This is a genomic window from Fibrobacter sp. UBA3629 (assembly GCF_002374005.1).
In the GTDB taxonomy this organism is placed as follows: Bacteria; Fibrobacterota; Fibrobacteria; order Fibrobacterales; family Fibrobacteraceae; genus Fibrobacter.
On record NZ_DFLC01000036.1, the window covers coordinates 1 to 18,615 of the forward strand.

At 54.9% G+C, this 18,615-nt stretch carries 20 protein-coding genes; 9 read left to right on the forward strand and 11 right to left on the reverse strand.

What is annotated here, in order from left to right:
* Both B2310_RS10825 and B2310_RS10830 read left to right on the forward strand, forming a co-directional pair.
* The coding region (locus B2310_RS10825) for an FAD-binding protein (protein WP_290731409.1) at nucleotides 1-734 on the forward strand (734 nt) is incomplete at its 5' end.
* Nucleotides 734-1,510 (forward strand): succinate dehydrogenase/fumarate reductase iron-sulfur subunit, encoded by a 777-nt coding sequence (locus B2310_RS10830; protein ID WP_014547104.1) that lies wholly within the window; start codon nucleotides 734-736, stop codon nucleotides 1,508-1,510. The genes B2310_RS10825 and B2310_RS10830, both read left to right, overlap by 1 nt.
* 187 nt (nucleotides 1,511-1,697) lie before the next feature.
* Here the strand turns inward: B2310_RS10830 and B2310_RS10835 are convergent, their stop codons facing one another.
* A complete protein-coding gene (locus tag B2310_RS10835; RefSeq protein ID WP_290731426.1) occupies nucleotides 1,698-1,916 on the reverse strand; it encodes a hypothetical protein in 219 nt (72 codons plus the stop codon).
* Nucleotides 1,917-2,111: 195 nt separating this feature from the next.
* On the opposite strand from B2310_RS10835, the gene B2310_RS10840 reads away from it, so the two are divergent.
* The 3 genes from B2310_RS10840 to B2310_RS10850 are packed head-to-tail and all read left to right on the forward strand — an operon-like array spanning nucleotide 2,112 to nucleotide 4,402.
* Nucleotides 2,112-2,903, forward strand: coding sequence for an amino acid ABC transporter substrate-binding protein (locus B2310_RS10840; protein ID WP_290731429.1), 792 nt, complete (start codon nucleotides 2,112-2,114; stop codon nucleotides 2,901-2,903).
* A gap of 18 nt (nucleotides 2,904-2,921) precedes the next feature.
* Nucleotides 2,922-3,581, forward strand: a complete 660-nt coding sequence (locus B2310_RS10845; RefSeq protein ID WP_073114339.1) for an amino acid ABC transporter permease — start codon at nucleotides 2,922-2,924, stop codon at nucleotides 3,579-3,581.
* Nucleotides 3,582-3,589: 8 nt separating this feature from the next.
* Nucleotides 3,590-4,402 (forward strand): amino acid ABC transporter ATP-binding protein, encoded by an 813-nt coding sequence (locus tag B2310_RS10850; protein ID WP_290731434.1) that lies wholly within the window; start codon nucleotides 3,590-3,592, stop codon nucleotides 4,400-4,402.
* Nucleotides 4,403-4,412: 10 nt separating this feature from the next.
* Here the strand turns inward: B2310_RS10850 and alr are convergent, their stop codons facing one another.
* From alr to B2310_RS10890, 8 genes are all read right to left on the reverse strand, one after another.
* The gene (gene alr / locus B2310_RS10855) at nucleotides 4,413-5,636 is read right to left on the reverse strand and encodes an alanine racemase (RefSeq protein ID WP_290723897.1); all 1,224 of its coding nucleotides are present in this window, start codon (nucleotides 5,634-5,636) and stop codon (nucleotides 4,413-4,415) included.
* Between the two features lie 32 nt (nucleotides 5,637-5,668).
* Nucleotides 5,669-6,475 (reverse strand): hypothetical protein, encoded by an 807-nt coding sequence (locus B2310_RS10860; RefSeq protein ID WP_290731437.1) that lies wholly within the window; start codon nucleotides 6,473-6,475, stop codon nucleotides 5,669-5,671.
* Between the two features lie 16 nt (nucleotides 6,476-6,491).
* Nucleotides 6,492-7,463: a flotillin-like protein FloA gene (floA, locus tag B2310_RS10865; protein WP_173382619.1), complete on the reverse strand. Its 972-nt coding sequence runs from the start codon at nucleotides 7,461-7,463 to the stop codon at nucleotides 6,492-6,494.
* A 42-nt stretch (nucleotides 7,464-7,505) separates the two neighbouring features.
* Entirely contained in the window at nucleotides 7,506-9,164 is a 1,659-nt protein-coding gene (locus B2310_RS10870) for an NfeD family protein (protein ID WP_290731439.1), read from the reverse strand.
* Nucleotides 9,165-9,205: 41 nt separating this feature from the next.
* Complete coding sequence (locus B2310_RS10875; protein ID WP_290731442.1) at nucleotides 9,206-10,492, reverse strand: hypothetical protein; 1,287 nt, start codon at nucleotides 10,490-10,492, stop codon at nucleotides 9,206-9,208.
* Nucleotides 10,493-10,587: 95 nt separating this feature from the next.
* Entirely contained in the window at nucleotides 10,588-11,628 is a 1,041-nt protein-coding gene (mqnE, locus tag B2310_RS10880; RefSeq protein WP_173382617.1) for an aminofutalosine synthase MqnE, read from the reverse strand.
* 1 nt (nucleotide 11,629) lies between these two features.
* Nucleotides 11,630-12,319: an SIR2 family NAD-dependent protein deacylase gene (locus B2310_RS10885; protein WP_173382616.1), complete on the reverse strand. Its 690-nt coding sequence runs from the start codon at nucleotides 12,317-12,319 to the stop codon at nucleotides 11,630-11,632.
* Between the two features lie 40 nt (nucleotides 12,320-12,359).
* Complete coding sequence (locus B2310_RS10890; protein WP_290731447.1) at nucleotides 12,360-13,733, reverse strand: M20/M25/M40 family metallo-hydrolase; 1,374 nt, start codon at nucleotides 13,731-13,733, stop codon at nucleotides 12,360-12,362.
* 33 nt (nucleotides 13,734-13,766) lie between these two features.
* On the opposite strand from B2310_RS10890, the gene B2310_RS10895 reads away from it, so the two are divergent.
* Genes B2310_RS10895 through B2310_RS10905 form a run of 3 tightly spaced genes read left to right on the forward strand, consistent with a single transcriptional unit; the run spans nucleotide 13,767 to nucleotide 16,321 of the window.
* Entirely contained in the window at nucleotides 13,767-14,942 is a 1,176-nt protein-coding gene (locus tag B2310_RS10895) for a dihydroorotate oxidase (protein ID WP_290723880.1), read from the forward strand.
* Between the two features lie 20 nt (nucleotides 14,943-14,962).
* Nucleotides 14,963-15,535, forward strand: a complete 573-nt coding sequence (locus B2310_RS10900; RefSeq protein ID WP_173382613.1) for a hypothetical protein — start codon at nucleotides 14,963-14,965, stop codon at nucleotides 15,533-15,535.
* Between the two features lie 9 nt (nucleotides 15,536-15,544).
* Nucleotides 15,545-16,321, forward strand: a complete 777-nt coding sequence (locus B2310_RS10905; protein ID WP_290723875.1) for a redoxin domain-containing protein — start codon at nucleotides 15,545-15,547, stop codon at nucleotides 16,319-16,321.
* Nucleotides 16,322-16,323: 2 nt separating this feature from the next.
* On the opposite strand, the gene B2310_RS10910 is transcribed toward B2310_RS10905, so the two are convergent.
* Nucleotides 16,324-16,668, reverse strand: a complete 345-nt coding sequence (locus tag B2310_RS10910; protein ID WP_173382612.1) for a hypothetical protein — start codon at nucleotides 16,666-16,668, stop codon at nucleotides 16,324-16,326.
* A gap of 233 nt (nucleotides 16,669-16,901) precedes the next feature.
* Between B2310_RS10910 and B2310_RS10915 the strand changes: the two genes are divergently transcribed.
* Nucleotides 16,902-17,231: a hypothetical protein gene (locus tag B2310_RS10915; protein WP_290731451.1), complete on the forward strand. Its 330-nt coding sequence runs from the start codon at nucleotides 16,902-16,904 to the stop codon at nucleotides 17,229-17,231.
* 70 nt (nucleotides 17,232-17,301) lie between these two features.
* Here B2310_RS10915 and B2310_RS10920 read toward each other — a convergent pair whose 3' ends face one another.
* Nucleotides 17,302-18,591, reverse strand: a complete 1,290-nt coding sequence (locus B2310_RS10920) for a formylglycine-generating enzyme family protein (RefSeq protein WP_290731455.1) — start codon at nucleotides 18,589-18,591, stop codon at nucleotides 17,302-17,304.
* Nucleotides 18,592-18,615 lie beyond the last annotated feature (24 nt).

An 18,615-nucleotide genomic window follows, 5' to 3' on the forward strand; every position in this document is an offset into this window, starting at 1 on the left:
TGCGTATCTTCCCGGCCATCCACTATACCATGGGCGGCCTCTGGGTGGACTACGATTTGATGTCCACGATTCCGGGCTGCTTCGTTCTCGGTGAAGCCAACTTCTCCGACCACGGTGCAAACCGCCTCGGTGCATCTGCTCTTATGCAGGGCCTCTCCGACGGTTACTTCGTCATTCCGTTCACCATCGGCGGTTACTTCGCGGGCACCAAGCTCGAGAAGGTTTCCGAATCCGATGCCGCGTTCGAAGACTGCAAGAAGCAGACCGAAGAACGCATCCACAAGCTCCTCTCCATCAAGGGTCACCGCACGGTCAACGATATCCATCGTGAACTCGGTAACATCATGTGGGAATACGTGGGCATGGCTCGTAACGAAGCCGGCCTCAAGACCGCCCTCGAGAAGATTCCGGCCCTCCGTGCCGAATTCTGGGAAAACGTCAACGTGCTCGGCTCCGAAGGTTCCTTCAACCAGAACCTGGAACGTGCCGGCCGCGTGGCTGACTTCCTCGAGTTCGCCGAAGTCCTCACTCTCGACGCCCTGCACCGCAAGGAATCTTGCGGCGGCCACTTCCGCGAAGAAAGCCAGACTCCGGAAGGCGAAGCCAAGCGCGACGACGAGAACTTCTGCTACGTGGGTGCCTGGGAGTACAAGGGCGACGGTGTCGCACCGGAACTTTCCAAGGAACCTCTTACCTTTGATAACGTCCACCTCGCTACTAGGAGCTACAAATAATGAGCGGACTGAATTTGACTTTGAAGATTTGGCGTCAGAAGGATGCCAAGACCAAGGGACAGTTCGAAACTGTCAAGATCAACGATGTTTCTCCGGACATGTCCTTCCTGGAAATGCTCGACATCGTGAACGAAGAACAGATGAAGCAGGGCAAGGAAGGCTTCGCCTTCGACCACGACTGCCGCGAAGGTATCTGTGGCATGTGCTCTCTCGTCATCAACGGTATGCCGCACGGTCCTGACCATGCGACCACCACTTGCCAGCTTCACATGCGCAAGTTCAAGGATGGCGATACCATCGTGATCGAACCGTGGCGCGCCGCCGCATTCCCGGTTATCCGTGACTGCGCCGTGGACCGTACCGCATTCGACCGCATCATCCAGGCTGGCGGTTTCGTTTCCGTCAACACCGGTGCCGCTCCTGAAGCTTCCACGATTCCGGTTCCCAAGGCCGATGCCGACCGCGCCTTCGACGCTGCCGCCTGTATCGGTTGCGGTGCCTGCGTGGCTGCCTGCAAGAACGCATCCGCTATGTTGTTCGTGTCCGCCAAGGTTTCTCACCTCAGCTTCTTGCCGCAGGGCAAGGTCGAGGCGAAGAAGCGTGTGCTTGCCATGGTCGCCCAGATGGACAAGGAAGGCTTCGGCAACTGCACGAACCTTTACGAATGCCAGGCTGCGTGCCCGAAGGGTATCACCGTGGATTACATCGCCAAGATGAACCGCGAATACCTCGGCGCAACAGTCACGTATGCCGAAAAGGTGTACGGAAAGGACTAAGAGGTGTGGGGTCGCTCATGCCTTGCGGCATTCGCTTTGAGGTATGAGGTCGGCCTTTCAGGCCTTTGAGCATGTCATCCTGGAGGGGCGTAGCCCCGATAGGATCCAAAGCATTAAAAAGGACCGCAGCGATGCGGCCCTTTTTGCGTAGTATAACGATTCTGCTTATTGCTGTTGAGAACAATTCTCATACAGCTTTATAGGGAGTTCGCAAGTGTTCGCGTAGGGCAGCTTCGTTCTTTTTATTGTCCCATTTGCCCGAATCCCAAAGATCGTCCATATCTTTTTCAACCCTCTTGGCGAAGACATCCATCAGGGCAACACGAATTTCTTCCAAAGACTCAGAATCCTTGGCGAAAGAGAACTTCTTTAGAAGATGTAGCTGTGTCGGGTTCAGAACTTCCATATAAACCTCCCCCATAATATACATTATTCAAAATTGATATGCCAACCCAATTCGCCTTGAAGCTCCTGTTTTGGTGAAAAAAATAAAAAGCGAATCATTCAGGCGTTAAATATGAGGTCTGCTCAATTATCCGTATTCATTGAAATGCGGCCCTTTTTCTATATTTCTCTTGTAAATCAAAAAGAGGACTTCAAGATGAAAAAGATTTTTGCGATGTTTGCGGCGTTTGCGTGTGCCGCGGTTCTTTCTGCCTGCAACGACCAGAAGGCGGAATCCAAGACTCAGGCCGATGAATCCCTGAACAAGGTGAAGGCGGCGGGCGAGTTCGTGCTCGGTCTCGACGATTCTTTTCCGCCGATGGGTTTCCGCGACAAGGACAACAACATCGTGGGTTTCGATATCGACCTCGCCACGGAAGTTTGTGCGCGCCTGGGCGTGAAGCTCAAGACGCAGCCGATTTCCTGGGATGCGAAGGAACAGGAACTGAACACCGGCAAGATTGACTGCATCTGGAACGGCATGAGCGTGGACAGCGCCCGCGCGAAAGCGATGAACCTGAGCGACCCGTACCTCAAGAACCGCATGATTTTCACGGTGAAGGACAAGGCTCTTGCAAATCTTGCGGCCCTCGCCGGCAAGAAGATTGCCGTGCAGAACGGCTCTACCGCCCAGAAGCTTTTGGATGCTTCCGAAGCGGGCAAGGCCGCCAAGGAAATCGTCCCGTTTGATGACAACCAGACGGCGCTCATGGATTTGGACAAGGGCGGTGTCGATGCCGTGTTCCTAGACGAAATCGTGGCCAAGTACTGGATTGTGACGAACGCGAAGGACTACACGGTGCTCGAGGAAGGCCTATCCGACGAAGTCTATGCTGTGGGTTTCCGCAAGAAGGACCAGGCCCTGCGTGATGCGGTGAATTCTACCCTGGCCGCCATGAAGGCTGACGGCAAGTTCGACGAAATCTCTGCCAAGTGGTTCGGCAAGTAACGGCCGGCGCGCGGTTCCATGTCTGACCTGAGCAATTTGCTTCCTATCCTCTGGGGCGGCTTCTGCACGACGCTCGCCATTTTCGGGCTTACGCTCCTGTTCTCTATTCCGCTGGGCCTGCTCATTGCGGTTCTCAAGATGAGCAAGTGGCGCGTGGTGCGTTACCCGGTGTCGTTCTACATCTCGGTGATGCGCGGTACCCCTTTGCTGCTCCAGATTGTGGCGATATATTTCGGCTCCTACTACCTGAGCGAATATGCTGGCGTGGATTTTTCGTTTGACCGCTTCCCGGCGGTGATTGTGGCGTTTTCGATAAACTATGCGGCGTACTTTGCCGAAATTTTTCGCGGGGGAATCCAGTCCATACCCAAGGGGCAGTACGAGGCGGCTTACATGCTGGGCATGACCCGCACGCAGACGTTCTTCCGCATCATCCTCCCGCAGGTGGTCAAGCGCGTGGTACCCGCGAGCGCTAACGAAGTCATCACCCTGGTGAAGGACACCTCCCTTGCGCAGGTGATTGCGGTGACGGAACTTTTTGCGCTGGCCAAGAAACAGCAGGCTGCCTACGCGAGCATTTACCCGCTGTTCGTGGCGGGCGTATTCTACTATGTGGCGAACCTTTTGCTGAGTGTGCTTTTTGCCTACGTGGAACGCAAGCTCAATTACTATAAGTGAGGCGTGGAATGGAAAACGTGAATGAATCTGCGCCGATCCTCAAGGTAGAACACGTCAAGAAGTCCTTTGGCGACTTGCATGTGCTCAAGGATATCTCTTTTGACCTGAAGGCGGGCGAGGTGCTCTCGATTATCGGGCCCAGCGGCTCCGGCAAGAGCACGCTGTTACGCTGCCTTACCCAACTCGAAACGGTTGACGGCGGCCTGGTGCAGGTCGACGGCAAGGACATGGTGGTGCCGACCCTTCGGCGGGCTCAGGGACCTTTAGGCTCTGGCCCGGCGGTCAAGTACGCGCCGGCGAAAACGCTCCGCGATATTCGACTTTCTACGGGGCTCGTGTTCCAGAACTTCAACTTGTTCCCGCACTTGACGGTGCTTCAGAATATCTGCCTCGCTCCGGTGCGTGTGCTGGGGGACGAACGCAAGGATGCCCGCGCTATGGGGCGGTTCCTGCTCAAGCGTATGGGCCTCGAGGGCAAGGAAAACTCTTATCCCTGCGAACTCAGCGGTGGTCAGCAGCAGCGCGTGTCCATTGCCCGCGCCCTCGCGATGAACCCGAAGATTCTTTTCTTTGACGAGCCGACCAGTGCCTTGGACCCGGAACTCACCGGCGAAGTGCTCAAGATTATCAAGAAGCTTGCTGAAGACAAGATGACTATGGTCATCGTGACCCACGAAATGGCTTTTGCCCGCGACGTGGCCGACAAGGTCATCTTTATGGACGGCGGCGTCATCGTGGAACAGGGAACTCCCGACCACGTGTTCCGCGAATCGGGTAACGAACGCTTGGCGCAGTTCCTGTCAAGATTTTCAAAAGCTTGATGTGATAGCGTTACCGCAGCGGGAATTCCTTGTAGTCCTTGACTCCGAATTCCTGACGCAGGTAGTCCCAGCGCACCAGACGGTTTTTCCAGTAGTACTTGCGGTACAGGCGGCGTGCCACGCGGCTTGTTAGTTCGTACGGAATTGTGTGGTGGTCGTCCGCGACACTTTCCATCGAGATGCGGAAATCGAGTTCACCGTTCACGACGTCGACCGTTTCTCCGACCTGGACATCGGGAATGTGGCTCACGTCGACCATCGTCGCGTCCATGCATACGCGGCCGAGAATCGGGCAAAGCTGTCCGCGGATAAAGACGAATCCCTTGTTGTATTCGCCACGCAGGTAGCCGTCACCGTAGCCGATGGCGATGGTTGCGATGCGCGTGGGCTGTTGCGCCATCCAGTAGCCACCGTAGCTCACCGTCTCGCCGGGCTTTACGTCGTGGATGTGGCGGATGGTGGACTTGATTTTCATGACGGGCTTGATGGGCCACGGCGAGGGGGCCGCCCCCATGCAGTTATAGCCGTAGAGCGCAAGGCCCGGACGCACCATGTCGAAGTGGCTTTCGGGGCGTGTGAGCGTACCCGCAGAACTTGAACAGTGACAGATTTCTGGACGGAGGCCTTCCGCTTCAAGCACGTCCACGAGCCGCGTGAAGCGCTGGATCTGGATATCGGTTTTCGGGTTCCCCGGCATGTCGGCTGTGGCGAGGTGCGTGAACATGCCTTCGAACTTGAGACTCTTGAGGCTGAGCGCCGCGCGGATGTTGTTGAAGTCCTCGGCATCGAAACCGTAGCGGTTCATGCCGGTATCAATCGCCAAATGCGCCTTGCAGGTCGTGCCCGTTTCCTTGAGGAACTGGTCGAACGCCATGGCCGTGCGGATGTCCGTAATGGCGGCAGTGAGCTGGAATTCGACGAAGTAGGCGAAGTCTGCGGGCGTGCAGGGGCCGAGAACCAGGATGGGCAAGTCCATGCCGTATTGGCGAAGCAGCATCCCTTCGCTAATGTGGGCGACTCCGAGGTAGTCGGCTCCACCGAACTTGGCGGCAAACGAGCAGGCGAGACTCCCGTGTCCGTAGGAATCGGCCTTCACTGGCAGGAGAATCTTCGTGTTCGTGGGTATCTGGCTGCGGATAAATTGAATGTTATTGCAGAGGGCGTCCAGGTTGATTTCAATCCAGTTCGGGCGTGCGATCTTGTTTAAGTCGGGGGGAGTCTGTAGAAGTTTCATGATGGCGAAAATATAATATGTTTAGAGCGCCCTTAGCGGTATTGTGTACTCCAGCGTCGCTTGAAGCGGGGCTCGTCCAGGACTTTCGCCCAGATGAATCCCTTACGCACGTCGGCGATATTTTTCGTCGAGACGAGGGCTGCATGGCGGCGAACCGGAGTTTCGTCGTCATCGGCTGATACAGCCGCGATGGCGGCCGCATTTTCGCGGGCGGCCTTGGCGCGGGCTTCGAGTTCGTTGAGTTCGCGTTGGCGTTCGAGCTCGGCTTTATGAACATCTTCATCCGCATCTTGCCGCACCTGTTCCGTGGCCTCGTTCTTTTTGCTACTGGAGGTCTGGCTGTCAGTACGGTTCAGCAGGTTTTCGAGTTCGTCGAGGTCGTGCACCAGCACGTCGCATTCGCCTTCGCCCATGTCTCGGCCCACGATCCGGTGGGCCTGCAAGTCCATGAGCATTTCGGCTGCGGTATTCTCGTCGACATCGAAGGAGTCCATCAGGAATTCAAGGTCGATGACGTCTTCTCCGATGACCTCTTCGGCGATATTCCGGAGCGTAAGCGGTTCGCTCGGATCACGATGCGGTTCCTCCACAGGGGGAGTCGGCGGTTCGATATTTCCTTGCTCTGCCTCGCGCTGCGCATTTTCGAACTGGCGGATCAAGTCCTGCAACGAGCGGGGCGGGGCTGCTTGCTGCGCCTCGTCCTGGGAATCTTCCGCATGTTCGTTATCGTAATCGCCGGGCACGGAGGGAGGCAGATGTTTCTGTTCCCTTGATTTCTTGACCTTGTTCTCGAAGATCGCGATGACGACTGCGATGGCTAGGAATATTAGGGTTTCCATATTGCCCTACAAACGTTTACTTGGCCTCGGGAGCGTTGCCGATTTCCTTCCTCATCTGGGTGTCGGCTTCGATATTCTTGAGGTTGTAGTAGTCCATCACGCCGAGCTTGCCGTCGCGGAGAGCAGATGCCATGGCCATCGGGATCTGGGCTTCGGCTTCCACGAGCTTCGCCTTCATTTCCATGACCTTCGCCTTCATTTCCTGTTCGGCGGCGTAAGCCATGGCGCGGCGTTCTTCGGCCTTGGCCTGCGCAATCTTCTTGTCGGCTTCGGCACGGTCGGTTTCGAGGATGGCGCCGATGTTCTGGCCCACGTCCACGTCTGCGATGTCGATGGAGAGAATTTCGAATGCGGTACCGGCGTCGAGGCCCGATGCGAGCACCTTCTTGGAAATCATGTTCGGGTTCTCGAGCACGTCTTTGTGAGTTTGTGCGGAACCGATGGACGAGACGATGCCTTCACCCACACGGGCGATTACGGTATCTTCGCCTGCGCCACCGACGAGTTTCTGGATGCTGGCACGCACGGTAATACGCGTAATGGCATGCAGCTGGATACCGTCGAGGGCCACTGCCGAAACCTTCGGGGTCGTGATGACCTTCGGGTTCACGGACATCTGCACGGCTTCGAGCACGTTACGGCCGGCGAGGTCGATAGCTGCGGCTTCCGTAAAGTTGAGCTTGATGTTCGCCTTGTTTGCTGCAATCAGGGCCTGAATCACGCGGAGCACGTTACCGCGGCTGAGGTAGTGGGCTTCGAGAAGGTTCGTGTCTACGGGAAGGCCCGCCTTGCAGCTGAGGATTCGTGCTTCCACGATGACTTGGGGCGGCACCTTACGCAGGCGCATACCGATGAGCTGGAAAATGCTCACGTTTGCCCTGGAGAACAAGGCCTGGAGCCAGAGGCTGAAGAACTTGCCGATAAAGGCGAGAAGGATGATGACGGCGATGGCCGCAATGATGATTCCAACGATAAGGAGTGTATCCATTGTTTGTCTCCGGTGTTATTTTTTCAAATTCTACTAAAATTTTTAGGCGTTCTCGTCCAGAACGACCCAGATATGGCCTTCCTGCACGGATTCGACCTTCACGCGGGTGTTTGCCTCGATGATTTCGCCGTGGGTCTGCACGTCAAACAGCTTGGTGCTGCCGTCGGGCATAGTAAAGCTGGCCTGGCCTACGGGGCGCAGGAACGTCTTTGCTGTACCGGTGTCGCCTACATGCACTTCCTGCACGGATTCCGTGGGGGAGGCGGCGGTTTCCAGGTCGGTCTTGAGCATGGGGGTCCAGCCTTCGGGCAGGAGCGGAATCAGGTACTTGCTCGCGGCAATCGGGAACACGAGCGCGACGCCCGCACAGCATAGCATGTAGAGCAGTCCCAGTAGCCATGGGGTCGCATCGAACGTCGTCTCGACGGCGTCGGGGACGTATTCCGGGAGTTCTCCGGGCGAGAACGACATCGCAAGCGCGATAATCATGCAGATGATGCCGCCGATGCCGAACAGGAATGTTCCGGGCATCACGAATATTTCTACAAGGAAGAGGATTACACCCGCGACGAGCAGGATGGCTGGAATGTAGCCGTCGAGCTGCGGGGCGAACTGCCCGAGGAACACGATGCCGATGAGGATGATGCCGATGATACCGAAGAGCCCGAAGCCCGGAGTCTTGAACTCGATATAGAGCGCACCGAATCCGATGATGAGCAATATGCCGGAGATAGCCGCGATAGCGGCGGCGATGTCTTCGCCGAGCGTCGTCTCGACTTCACTGGCCTTCTCGATGGCAAGCGTCGTCTCGAATTCGTTACGGTCCTTGAACGTGCCCTTGGAGAACCCGAGTTCCATGGCTTCCTTGTCGGTCATGGTCAGGAGTTCGCCCTTCTTCACGAGAATCTTCGGGGCGCCCCAGAACTTCTTGTCGGCGCTGTCGAGGACAGCGTATTTCTGGCCTTCGATGATGAGCGTTGTGTCGCGTTCCGTCTTCTTGCCCTTGTCGAGCTTGGCGGTGAGTTCGAGCACTTCGAGTTCCGGAGTTACAAATGCGGAACTCAGCAGTTCGGGGTAGCCGTTGCGCTGGGCGAGGTTCCTGAACTTGGCACGGAGCGGGGACTGTATTTTTTCGCCGACGATTTGCGGGGTGCCGTCGCCGCCCTGCACAATGGGCGCGCAGTCACCGATGGTCGTGGCTTCGAGCATGTAGAGTTTTTTGCAGGCGAGAGCGATGAGGCTGCCCGCGCTGATGGCCTTCTTCTTCACGAGGGCGATGGTCTCGGGGCCCTTGACCGCCATGATGGTGTCGACCAGGTCGAAGGCGGCATCGAGCCTGCCGCCGAAGGTGTTGATTTCAAAGACGATGTAGTCCGGATTTTCCTTGAGGGCGTCGGCGATGGCGCGGGCGCAGAAATCGTACATGGAAGGTTCCACGTCGCCTTCCAGCTTAATCCAGACGGCGCGCTTCTTATTGGCTGTCATTCTGGAGGGAGTAGAGCGACCGATAGAATCCACGGCGCTGGAAACGTCGGTTGCAGAGGTTTTGTTGGCGTCGACAGTCGCAACGGCGGAGTCGCCTGTGGCGGCAAGGTCGTTGAGCTTGTCGAAACGACTGACGGAGGAATCCTGCGTTATGTTGGCGAAGGAGAATGCCACAAACAGCAGGAGTGCGGATAAAATTCTAGATAACGTCTTCATGTCCATAATGTATAAAAAGTTCGGCCGAAGGAGTTATGTTTTTACCAGAAATGGACGCCTATGCCCACGAAGAACCGGTGGTCCCATTGCTTTTCTTCGGCCAATTCATCCTCTTCAGTTTCGTCACTTGTTGCGGTCTTGGTGTCATGATAGATTCCCATGTACCGGAATTTAAGGGTCATGTATTCTGCGCCATGAAATTCGCCGGGCGTTTTTGACATCCAAAAACGGAAATCTGCTTGTAAACCGGCTGTAAAGAAATCCCATCCACCGGCAAAAGGCTGAATTTTTAGCCACTTGTTTTCGTATACGTCAATTCCTGCCGTAACGAAAAACTCGTCAAAATCATTGCGTACTTTTGCTTGGTCCTCTTTTATTGTTATGGAGGATTCTCCATTTATATAAGATGGAGTGAGAATGAACCTGGAAATCTGTATGGGAACGCCCACTACAAAAGTCGAAGAGTTCCCTATAAATAGCTCAAGCCCCAGGCCGCCTGTATAAAATTTATCCTTATAATAGGCTCTGAATTCTTTATATCTCTTTAGAGAATCCTCAATATTCCTGGAAACTCTCTTCAGCCACTCCGAAAACTCCGATTCCGGATAGTTCTCGCAAAAGGCTTCTATTCTTATAAGCATCATTGTGGCGGCAAGCGTATCAATGTCGTTATGGAAATCAACATGTTCTTCTGATCGAATACGGATAATGTTTGCCATGCTGTCAGGGCTGATGTTCTCTGATAAGGTCTTAAGATAAATCCAGTATCCCTTATCGTACAAAATAAAATAAGGGTGCAAATCTACAAGAATTTCTGCAAGATCCTTGTATTTCTGCTTTATGTTTGCCTGTGCCGCCTCGGTCATGTACTCCTTCAATTTCAAATGACGTTCTTCTAGGTCACGCTCCGCAGGACGGTCCGTATATTCGGCTGCAAAGCGACTCTCGTTTCTTAGATAATGGTATAGGGAATCGTTGGCGAAGGAGTAACGGACTTTTTTACGCTCTTTCATGAGCATATTCGCGAATTGCGGGACAGCCAGGTCGTAACGCCCCCGTATCAGGTTTACCTGGAGGATTTCTAGACTGTCTATCGCCGATTCCGGAACCTTTTCATACGACAACACGAGAAGGACGCTGTCGACCTTGGTCGTGTTGCCCGTCTTTAGGGCTTGCAACAGGTCTGCGCGCGTGTTCAGCTCGCTCTGCATCTCGGCAGGGTTTACTTTCACCTTGTTGTATTCGACTTGCTCGGGACCGATGCCTTGGGAAAATGCAAACGCTGCGAACAGCAGGAGTGTCGATAAGATTCGTTTATACGGCATCATACTCCCAATATATGAATATTTGGGAGAAGTGGGTGGGCTATGTGCACTATTCCCGATAAAGTACCCTTAAAGGGGTATGGAGGGAATGATTCTCGTTAAGAGAATCGTTCGTATAGTGCATCCCTTTCGACCGGGGTAAGGCCTTCGCCTGCAATAAGCGACTTCATGCGCTCGGGGCTCATGCCCACGGGTACGGTGGCGCCAGCCGCATGCGTAATCTTTTCCTCGATAATCGTGCCGTCCAGGTCGGAGGCTCCGGCGTGTAGCGCCTTCATCGCGGTCTCGATGCCCATCTGTATCCAGTAGGCCTTGATATGCGGGAAGTTGTCGAGGAACAGCCTTGCGACGGCGACAGTGCGCAAGATGTCTTCTTCGCTCGTGATGTTCGGGACGATTTTGTGCAGCGCGTTGTGTTCCGGGTGATACACGAGCGGGATGAACGCGAAGAACCCGGGTGCTTCGTCTTGCAAGTCGCGCAGCATGCGCATGTGGGCGATGCGGTCTTCGGGCTTCTCGATGTGGCCAAAGAGCATGGTCGCATTTGTCGGGATGCCAATCTTGTGTGCGGCGCGGTGCACGTCGAGCCATTCCTCGCCGGTTTCCTTGCCGGGGCAAATCTGGTCGCGTACGCTCTGCACCAGAATTTCGGCGCCTCCGCCGGGGAGGGCGTCCAGGCCCGCTTCCTTGAGCGTGGTCATGATCTGCAGGGGCGTCTGGCCCGAGATTTTCGCGAAGTGGCAAATCTCTACCGCGGTAAAAGCCTTCAGGTTCACTTTCGGGAATTCTACGCGCAGCTTGCGCAACATTTCGATGTAGTAATCGAAGGGATGGTCGGGGTGGAGACCGCCTACGATGTGCAGTTCCCGTGCGCCTCCGGCAATCGCCTCTGCGGCCTTGTTCCGGATGGTGTCGTAATCCCAGTCGTATGCGGTGGGGCTATCCTTCTTGATTTTCGAGAAGGCGCAGAACTTGCAGTGCAGAACGCACACGTTGGTGTAGTTGATTTGGCGGTTATTCACCCAGTACACGGATTTCCCGTGCAGGCGTTCCTTCTCGGCGTTTGCGCGTGCGCAGAGTTCGTCGAGCGGCGCGTTTAAAAACAGGTCTAAAGCTTCGGATTCGCTAAGTCGCGGCATTTTATACAAACTCTTCGCACCACTTGGGTACGATTTCGGTCGCCTTGCCCTGCACAAATACGTCGGTATCCGGGTCGTGTGCGGGAATTTCGAGGTTGAGGCAGGTCACCTTCGCGCCAAAGCGCTTGGCAAAGTTCTTGAAACCGGCGGCGGGGTACACGACGCTGCTTGTGCCGATGTACACGAACTCGTCGCAGTCGCGCAGTGCGTTCTGTATCATGTCCATGTAGAGCGGAACTTCCTCAAAGAACACGATGTCGGGGCGGGTGCCTGCTCCGCAGAACGGACACTTGGTCTCGAGCGTTTCTTCACCCTTGAACATGAATTCGTGGTCGGGGTGGTTCATGCAGCGGAGCTTCATCAGGTCGCCGTGCATGTGCAAGATGCGCTTGCTGCCCGCACGTTCATGAAGGTTGTCAACGTTCTGGGTCACCAGCAGAAAACGGTCGCCTAGGCGCTTCTCGAGTTCGGCGAGTGCAATGTGGGCTGCGTTCGGCTTGTGTTCGGGGAGTCCCTTGCGCAAGAAATTGTAAAAGTCCATCACGCGCTTCGGGTCGCGCCTGAGCGCGCCGGGCGTACATACGTCCTCGATATTCTCGTGTTCCCACATCCCGTCGTTTCCGCGGAAGGTGCGGAGTCCGGATTCTGCGCTAATTCCTGCGCCCGTCAATACAACCAGTTTCTTTTTCATAGGTTTCCAATATAGCAAATTCTAAAAAAACGGGGTCGCTTTATGCAAGCGAGATAAAGAATAGTGTTTCGGCGACGATTCCCGACTTGAAATCGGGGAGGTAGAGGCTTTCGTTCTCGCCGTGGGCCGCGCATTCGGGATCCTCGAGGCCGGTAAGCAAAATGGGAATGTCACCGAAGGTCTTGCGGAAGAGTTCTGCGCCCGGGATGCTAGCCCCGCAGCCGATGAACTTGGTCTCGTTCTTGTAGGCTTGCGCCATCGCCTCGCTCATCTTCTTGAAGAAGGGGTGCCGTGTGTCGGTGACGAACGGGTTGGCCCCGTCCTCGATATCGGCGGTAAATTCAAGTCCGTTCGTGACCTGCGCCTTCAAGTAGTCCACGAGCATTTGTGAACAGCGGTCCGCGTTCATACCGGGCGCAAGCCTGATTCCGATGCGGGCGTAGGCGCAGTCCTGGAGCACGTTTCCCGCGCTCGATCGGTTGCCCGACTCCATCGCGGTCACCACGATGGATGGCCTGCGCCAGAGCGATTCGAGAATTTCCCCTTCGGGGACGGTGAGACTTACTTTGTCCAAAACGCCACTCTCGCTGCGGAACGTCTTTTCGCTGTAGCCAAGACTGCGGTAAGACGCGAGTTCTTCTGCGGTTGGCGGAACGAGGCCGTCCTCGAAATGCGGGATGGCGATGTTCCCGCGTTCGTCGGTCAGCGACGTTATCATGTGGCAGAGTGCTTGAGCGGGGTCGGGAATCGGGCCCGACCAGCTGCCGGAATGGAGCGGCGTCTTGGTGCTGCGGAGGGTGATGTTCACCGCGCTCATCCCGCGGAGTGTCGTCGTGATGGATGGGGTCCCCTTCGCGAAGTTCCCGAGGTCGGCCACTATCACTGCGTCGCACTTGAGGAGTTCCGCGTGCTCGCGCAATATTTCTGCGAAGCCCGCGCTTCCGGATTCTTCTTCGCCCTCGATGATAAACTTGAGGTTTGGTCCCTTGTCGCCGAGCATTTCGCGTACCTGCTTGAATGCCGCAAGGTGCGTGATTATGCCCGCCTTGTCGTCGGCGGTGCCGCGCCCGTAGATGCGGTCGCCGCGGATTTCGGGCTCAAACGGGGCGCTGTTCCACAAAGCCTCGCGCATGGTGGGTTGCACATCGTGATGCGCGTAGAGTAAAATCGTGGGCTTGTCGGGGCTCGTGAGGCTTTCGGCATATACGGTCGCCCTCCCGCTCGGCGGCAGCAGGAACTGCACGTTCTTAAGACCGGCCTCCACGAACATTTTCTTGACGGCTTCCGCGCTCTGTTGCACGAATTTCTGGTCAAAATTGTCGAAACTGATAGACGGAATGCGCACAAGCCGCTTGAGGGCATCGATATAGCTGGGGAAACTCTCTTGGATTCTATTTTCTACGTTCGTAAGCACTTTTTAACCTCTTTTTTTTGTAATTTAAATAATATGGCGAACGATTGCATCAACCACGAATACTATTTGCGTTTTAGCGACAAGGTTCTTGCGCTTATTCGTAAGATTTTCCACAATTCCCCGGAGTTCAGGCACGACTCGTTCAAGTATGCCGCTCGTTTTGCTCCGTTTATCCCATTCATGGGCGGACGCCCGGATTTGAGCAAGCCTCTTAAGCGTGTCATCACTTTTTCGGACCACAGCAATTCGCTCTATCTCGGTTGCCCCATCATTTTGGCGGCCGGCGCGAACAAGACGGCTCTCCGTATCAAGGATTACGCAAATGTCGGCTTTGGTGGCATTACCGTGGGAACGGCGACGCGCCATTTCCGCGAAGGGAATACGCATCGTCCGCGCATCGGTTTCTTGGAAGAGGACCGTGCCATCCACAATAGTATGGGCCTCAATAACGAAGGTGTGGAGGTCATTGCGAAGCGTGTGGATGCGCAACTCGTGAAGGCGCACAAGGCGGGCCTCTGTGTGGGTATCTCGGTCGCGGAGACTCCGGGACTTACGGACCCCGAAGAAAAGCTGAAGGATATCCTCGAAAGTTTCTCGATTGCCTACCGTGCAGGTGACTATATCGAAATCAACGTGAGCTGCCCCAATACAGGCGAGTCACGCGTGGACCTCGACATGAGTTTTTCGGAACGTATCTTTACCGAAATAATGAATTTCAGGAACGGTCTCGGACTGCGCAAGGCGGTGTATGCGAAACTCAGCCCCGACCTTTCGGAACGGCACCTGATTTCCATTATGGAAATGCTTGTACGTACGGGCGTGAATGGGGTTGTCATCGGGAATACGTACCCGACCGCGAAACTGAGCGAACTGCCCGTGAACGTAAAACTTGAGGATCTCAAGCCTCTCCGTGCCGATGGCGACTGCGGTGGCATGTCTGGTCGTCCGCTGTTCGACAACATGGTGTGGAACGTGAAGTATATTCGCGAACATTATCCGCAGATGAGCGTTATTGCGTGCGGCGGCATTGACCACGGGTACAAGATTTACGACCTCATCAAGCTCGGTGTCGATGCGGTGCAGTGCTATTCCGTGGTGGCTTTCCGCTGGATGGCTGCCCACGCCATGCGAAACGAACTCATGGATGCGATGCTGAACGACGGCTATAAGTCGCTCGGCGAATATGACGACCGAAATCCGAAGAAATAAGTTTATTTGTGTTTTTGACAATGAACGTTGTCTTCAAGTCTTTTCTGATCCTGCTTTTGGCCGTAGCGTTTGGGTGGAGCCGTGATTTTATGGGCCTCCCGGTCGAGGACGAGGTTTCTGACAGCGACATGTCCATGCCGGGCTTTGTTGTTGGCGGGGGCCTCTCGCTGGCGTATTACCTTCGCGGGTTCGACGGAACTGTCGATGTCGATGCCGAATACCGGATCCATCGCCTTCATTCGCTTGGCCTCCATGGCGGAATTTCCATTGCGGGAGAATTCGTTGAGACCGGACTTGACTGGCGATGGTATTTCAAGGGAGCGCTGATTCAAACGGGACATGACGATTTTTTGCATTTTTCTGCGTCGGTATTCTGCATGGAACATTTTGATGAGTGGTTCTTTTCGCCAGCGGTTGAATTCGGTTACGGACGCGACATCCTGTTTTTCAAGAAGACCGAATTGCTAGGAAGAATCGAGGTCCAGGCAAGCTACCTTCTGGGCGAACCAGTCACCAAGATGAACGATCGACTCCTCGTGGACGAGAGCGGTCGCCTTATAGTGAACATCCGCTTTTCGCTGCTGTTTTTTTAAGGAAATGAAATGATGAATAATTTGAAGCGCACGTTGTTGTTTTCACTACTGTTTGCTGTTGCGCCTTCGTTTGCGGGACCGTGGCTCGGCCTCATCTTCAAGAAGGTCGAATTTGAAAACCACCTCGCGCTCGATGTGAAAGGCGTACATCCTGGTTCTGGCTGCGTGGCCGCAGGCATTGTCGCAGGCGACAAGGTCATCGGTTTTGCGGGCAAGCCGCTTACCGACATGTCGCAGATAACCTCCGTCATTTCGTCTTCGAAGGCGGGAGCAGTTGTCGCTGTCGAAATACTTCGCGATGGCAAGAAGAAAAATCTCAAGGTGAAGCTCACCGACCGTCCCGATGACATCAGCAGCCTCACGGGTTCTGCCATCGGGAGCAAGATGGCGGAATTCGGCAAGAACTTCTACCAGAACGGCGAAAAGCGCAAGGTAAAACCCAAGGCGACGCTTCTCGATTTTTGGGCGACCTGGTGCGGACCATGCCGCCAGACCCTCCCGATTCTCGAAAATCTTTACAACAAGCTCGGCAACCAGGGGCTTGAGGTCATTGGAATTGCCGACGAACCCCTTTCGACGCTCAACGCGTTCTATGAACGTCAGCATCGTTCTCCTTATCCGCTATATCGCGATGCGACCAAGGACTTTTGGCGCCGCTACGGAATCCGCGCCGTACCGACGCTCATGCTGCTCGACGGCGAAGGCTACATCAAGGGTGTCTGGAGCGGAGTGCCGAACGCGAAGGCGCTCGAACAGGTTGTCCGCGAAACAATGGAAGGAAAATAGGACTACTTCTTCAGGGATTCGAAAATCCTGTTGTATTCGTCCTTGGAAATCCTCTTGTATCCGGTTGTGACACCACCGAATTCGTAGAAGGCAGAATCGCCCTTGACCCTCATCAGGTATTCCATGTCGTAGGAATTCTTGCCGCGAATGGCTCCGTCCTTATAGGAGGCGTCGAGGTCGCCGTTGATGTTGCGGATGATGTAGTTGTTGCCTTCGTTCGGGATGACTTCGAAAATCATGTTGGCTTCGCCAAGCCAGCATCCGACGAACTGACCTTCATCCTTTTGGCATCCGCTAAAGGAGAGGGCGAGGAGGGAGAAAAGTGCGATGGAAATAATCTTTTTCATGTCTCTCAAAATAGTTATTTTTAAAGAGAACGATGAAATATGTGACCTTCGCAGCTCCTTTTTTGGCAATACTCCTACTTTTGGGAGTCTATCTGCTTATTAGGACAAATGATTGCCCTGTTCAGAAGTTCGAGCCCAAACCGGAAACGGAGGTTGTTTTTGATGCGGAAGAGTATCTACGGCAGTTGAAAATGTCGCATAAGCCCTTTTCGCAGGGAGGGGTCCATAGACTTTTGCTCAAGCGGACTCGACAAAAACAGGGGGTGTACCTCGAAAGCCTGGAGCCTGCGATGGATTCCGTGGGCCTTGAAATCGTGAACGCATTTCATGAGGTGATGGGTTTCGAATATGTGCCCGTCATAACAAGCGGAAACGATTATCCTTACCACGTCCGCAATTCCAAACATTATGAGAACAAGGCTCTCGACTTTCGCCTGAAGGGACTGCTTCTCGAAGAACGTAAGTCCGTTATCGAAATAGCGCAGAAGCGCCTTGCCGGTCGAGCCCGCGTTCTCTGGGAAAAAGGCGAAGCCGAACACCTGCACGTGGAGTTACTTGATTGATAATTGATGATTAATGATTTCACATTATCCATCATCCATTATCAATTATCCATTATACAACGCTTCTTGTTTATCGGCAGCACCTAAAGCCGACGCTCGGGTATTGGTTCTGCGGGTAGAAGCTGAACTTGCTGTCGGTGCACTTGCTTTCGTTGTTCGTGTTCCATGCGCCGCCCGCCACGAGGAACATGTTCGGATGATCCTTGCTTGCGGTGGAAGTCCATTCCCAGAGGTTTCCGTTCATATCGTACATGCCGTACCAGCTGCGGCACTGTTCCTTGCGTCCGCTGCGCTTCACGGCCTTGGTGTTTGTATTGCACTTGTTCTGACGGTAGCTGTCGCCATAGGAGTAGCGTCCCTTGTCCTTGCCGCGGCACGCCGCCTGCCATTCGTCGATGCTGCAGAGGTGCTTGCCGGCTTGCTTGCAGAGCTCTACCGCCTGTTCCTGGTTCACCATGTCACGCGGGACGGCATCAGGTTCGTTCGGGTATTCGTAGGCGTCCACGCAGACTGTCTTCCCGCCGACGGGGACGGGGTAGGCGTTCTTGCCGCACACGTTGTCCGATGCCATGTCGTATTTGGCCTCTTCCCACTTGCTGCGGTTGCCGACGGAATCCTCGGCGAGGTAGAAAACGCTTCCGGTCTTGTTGTATTCAACGGCCTTGCCTGCCTCGACCGGATTCATAGTGTCGCCAATCGAAAGGAATGTCTTGCACTTGATTTCGTCGCATTTTACCTTCAGCTTGATGGGGTCGTAGTAGCGGCCGGCAGGCGGCGTGATTTCGGCGGACGGGGGTGTCTTGTCCGAGGAACGGATGCTGTCCTGCACGCGCTTCTTTTCAAGTGAGTCGAGCCGGGCCTTTTCGGCCTTGGCTATGCTGTCGTTGCGCGCCTGTTCCACTTTCTGAAGCGAATCGTTCACGGCGCGGATGCTGTCGCGCACGTGCTTCACGCTGTCGCGCACATGGCGAAGGCTATCCTTGTTGATTTCCGGTTTCAGGTTCGCGAGCGAATCGGCAACGCGGATGGAATCTGCTACGCGTGCGCTATCTGCTGCTCGGAGGCTGTCGGCAATGCGAGCTTCTTCTGCGCTGGCTAGGCTGTCCATCTTGGCCTTTTCCATGCGACGCAGACTGTCGAGAATGTAGTTCTGTCTGGCTTCGAGCTCGGTTTGCTGTTGCTTCTGCAGGGCTTCCTGCTTGATCCTGTCGAGCTGACACTGCACAATAAAGAGGCAAAGCAGCAAAAGGAACATGATGACAAGAACGACAATGTTCTTCTTCTTGCGCTTCTTGGCCTTGGCGTCGAGGGTTTCGTCTTTTTCTAGATCTTGCTGTTCGTTCGGCGTATTCTCTGTCATGGCGGTTCTTAAACTTGTTTGAGG

Coding starts and splice junctions, on each gene's coding strand:
- B2310_RS10830 (WP_014547104.1), top strand. CDS start 734: ATGAGCGGACTGAATTTGACTTTGAAGATTTGGCGTCAGAAGGATGCC.
- B2310_RS10835 (WP_290731426.1), bottom strand. CDS start 1,916: ATGGAAGTTCTGAACCCGACACAGCTACATCTTCTAAAGAAGTTCTCT.
- B2310_RS10840 (WP_290731429.1), top strand. CDS start 2,112: ATGAAAAAGATTTTTGCGATGTTTGCGGCGTTTGCGTGTGCCGCGGTT.
- B2310_RS10845 (WP_073114339.1), top strand. CDS start 2,922: ATGTCTGACCTGAGCAATTTGCTTCCTATCCTCTGGGGCGGCTTCTGC.
- B2310_RS10850 (WP_290731434.1), top strand. CDS start 3,590: ATGGAAAACGTGAATGAATCTGCGCCGATCCTCAAGGTAGAACACGTC.
- alr (WP_290723897.1), bottom strand. CDS start 5,636: ATGAAACTTCTACAGACTCCCCCCGACTTAAACAAGATCGCACGCCCG.
- B2310_RS10860 (WP_290731437.1), bottom strand. CDS start 6,475: ATGGAAACCCTAATATTCCTAGCCATCGCAGTCGTCATCGCGATCTTC.
- floA (WP_173382619.1), bottom strand. CDS start 7,463: ATGGATACACTCCTTATCGTTGGAATCATCATTGCGGCCATCGCCGTC.
- B2310_RS10870 (WP_290731439.1), bottom strand. CDS start 9,164: ATGAAGACGTTATCTAGAATTTTATCCGCACTCCTGCTGTTTGTGGCA.
- B2310_RS10875 (WP_290731442.1), bottom strand. CDS start 10,492: ATGATGCCGTATAAACGAATCTTATCGACACTCCTGCTGTTCGCAGCG.
- mqnE (WP_173382617.1), bottom strand. CDS start 11,628: ATGCCGCGACTTAGCGAATCCGAAGCTTTAGACCTGTTTTTAAACGCG.
- B2310_RS10885 (WP_173382616.1), bottom strand. CDS start 12,319: ATGAAAAAGAAACTGGTTGTATTGACGGGCGCAGGAATTAGCGCAGAA.
- B2310_RS10895 (WP_290723880.1), top strand. CDS start 13,767: ATGGCGAACGATTGCATCAACCACGAATACTATTTGCGTTTTAGCGAC.
- B2310_RS10900 (WP_173382613.1), top strand. CDS start 14,963: ATGAACGTTGTCTTCAAGTCTTTTCTGATCCTGCTTTTGGCCGTAGCG.
- B2310_RS10905 (WP_290723875.1), top strand. CDS start 15,545: ATGATGAATAATTTGAAGCGCACGTTGTTGTTTTCACTACTGTTTGCT.
- B2310_RS10910 (WP_173382612.1), bottom strand. CDS start 16,668: ATGAAAAAGATTATTTCCATCGCACTTTTCTCCCTCCTCGCCCTCTCC.
- B2310_RS10920 (WP_290731455.1), bottom strand. CDS start 18,591: ATGACAGAGAATACGCCGAACGAACAGCAAGATCTAGAAAAAGACGAA.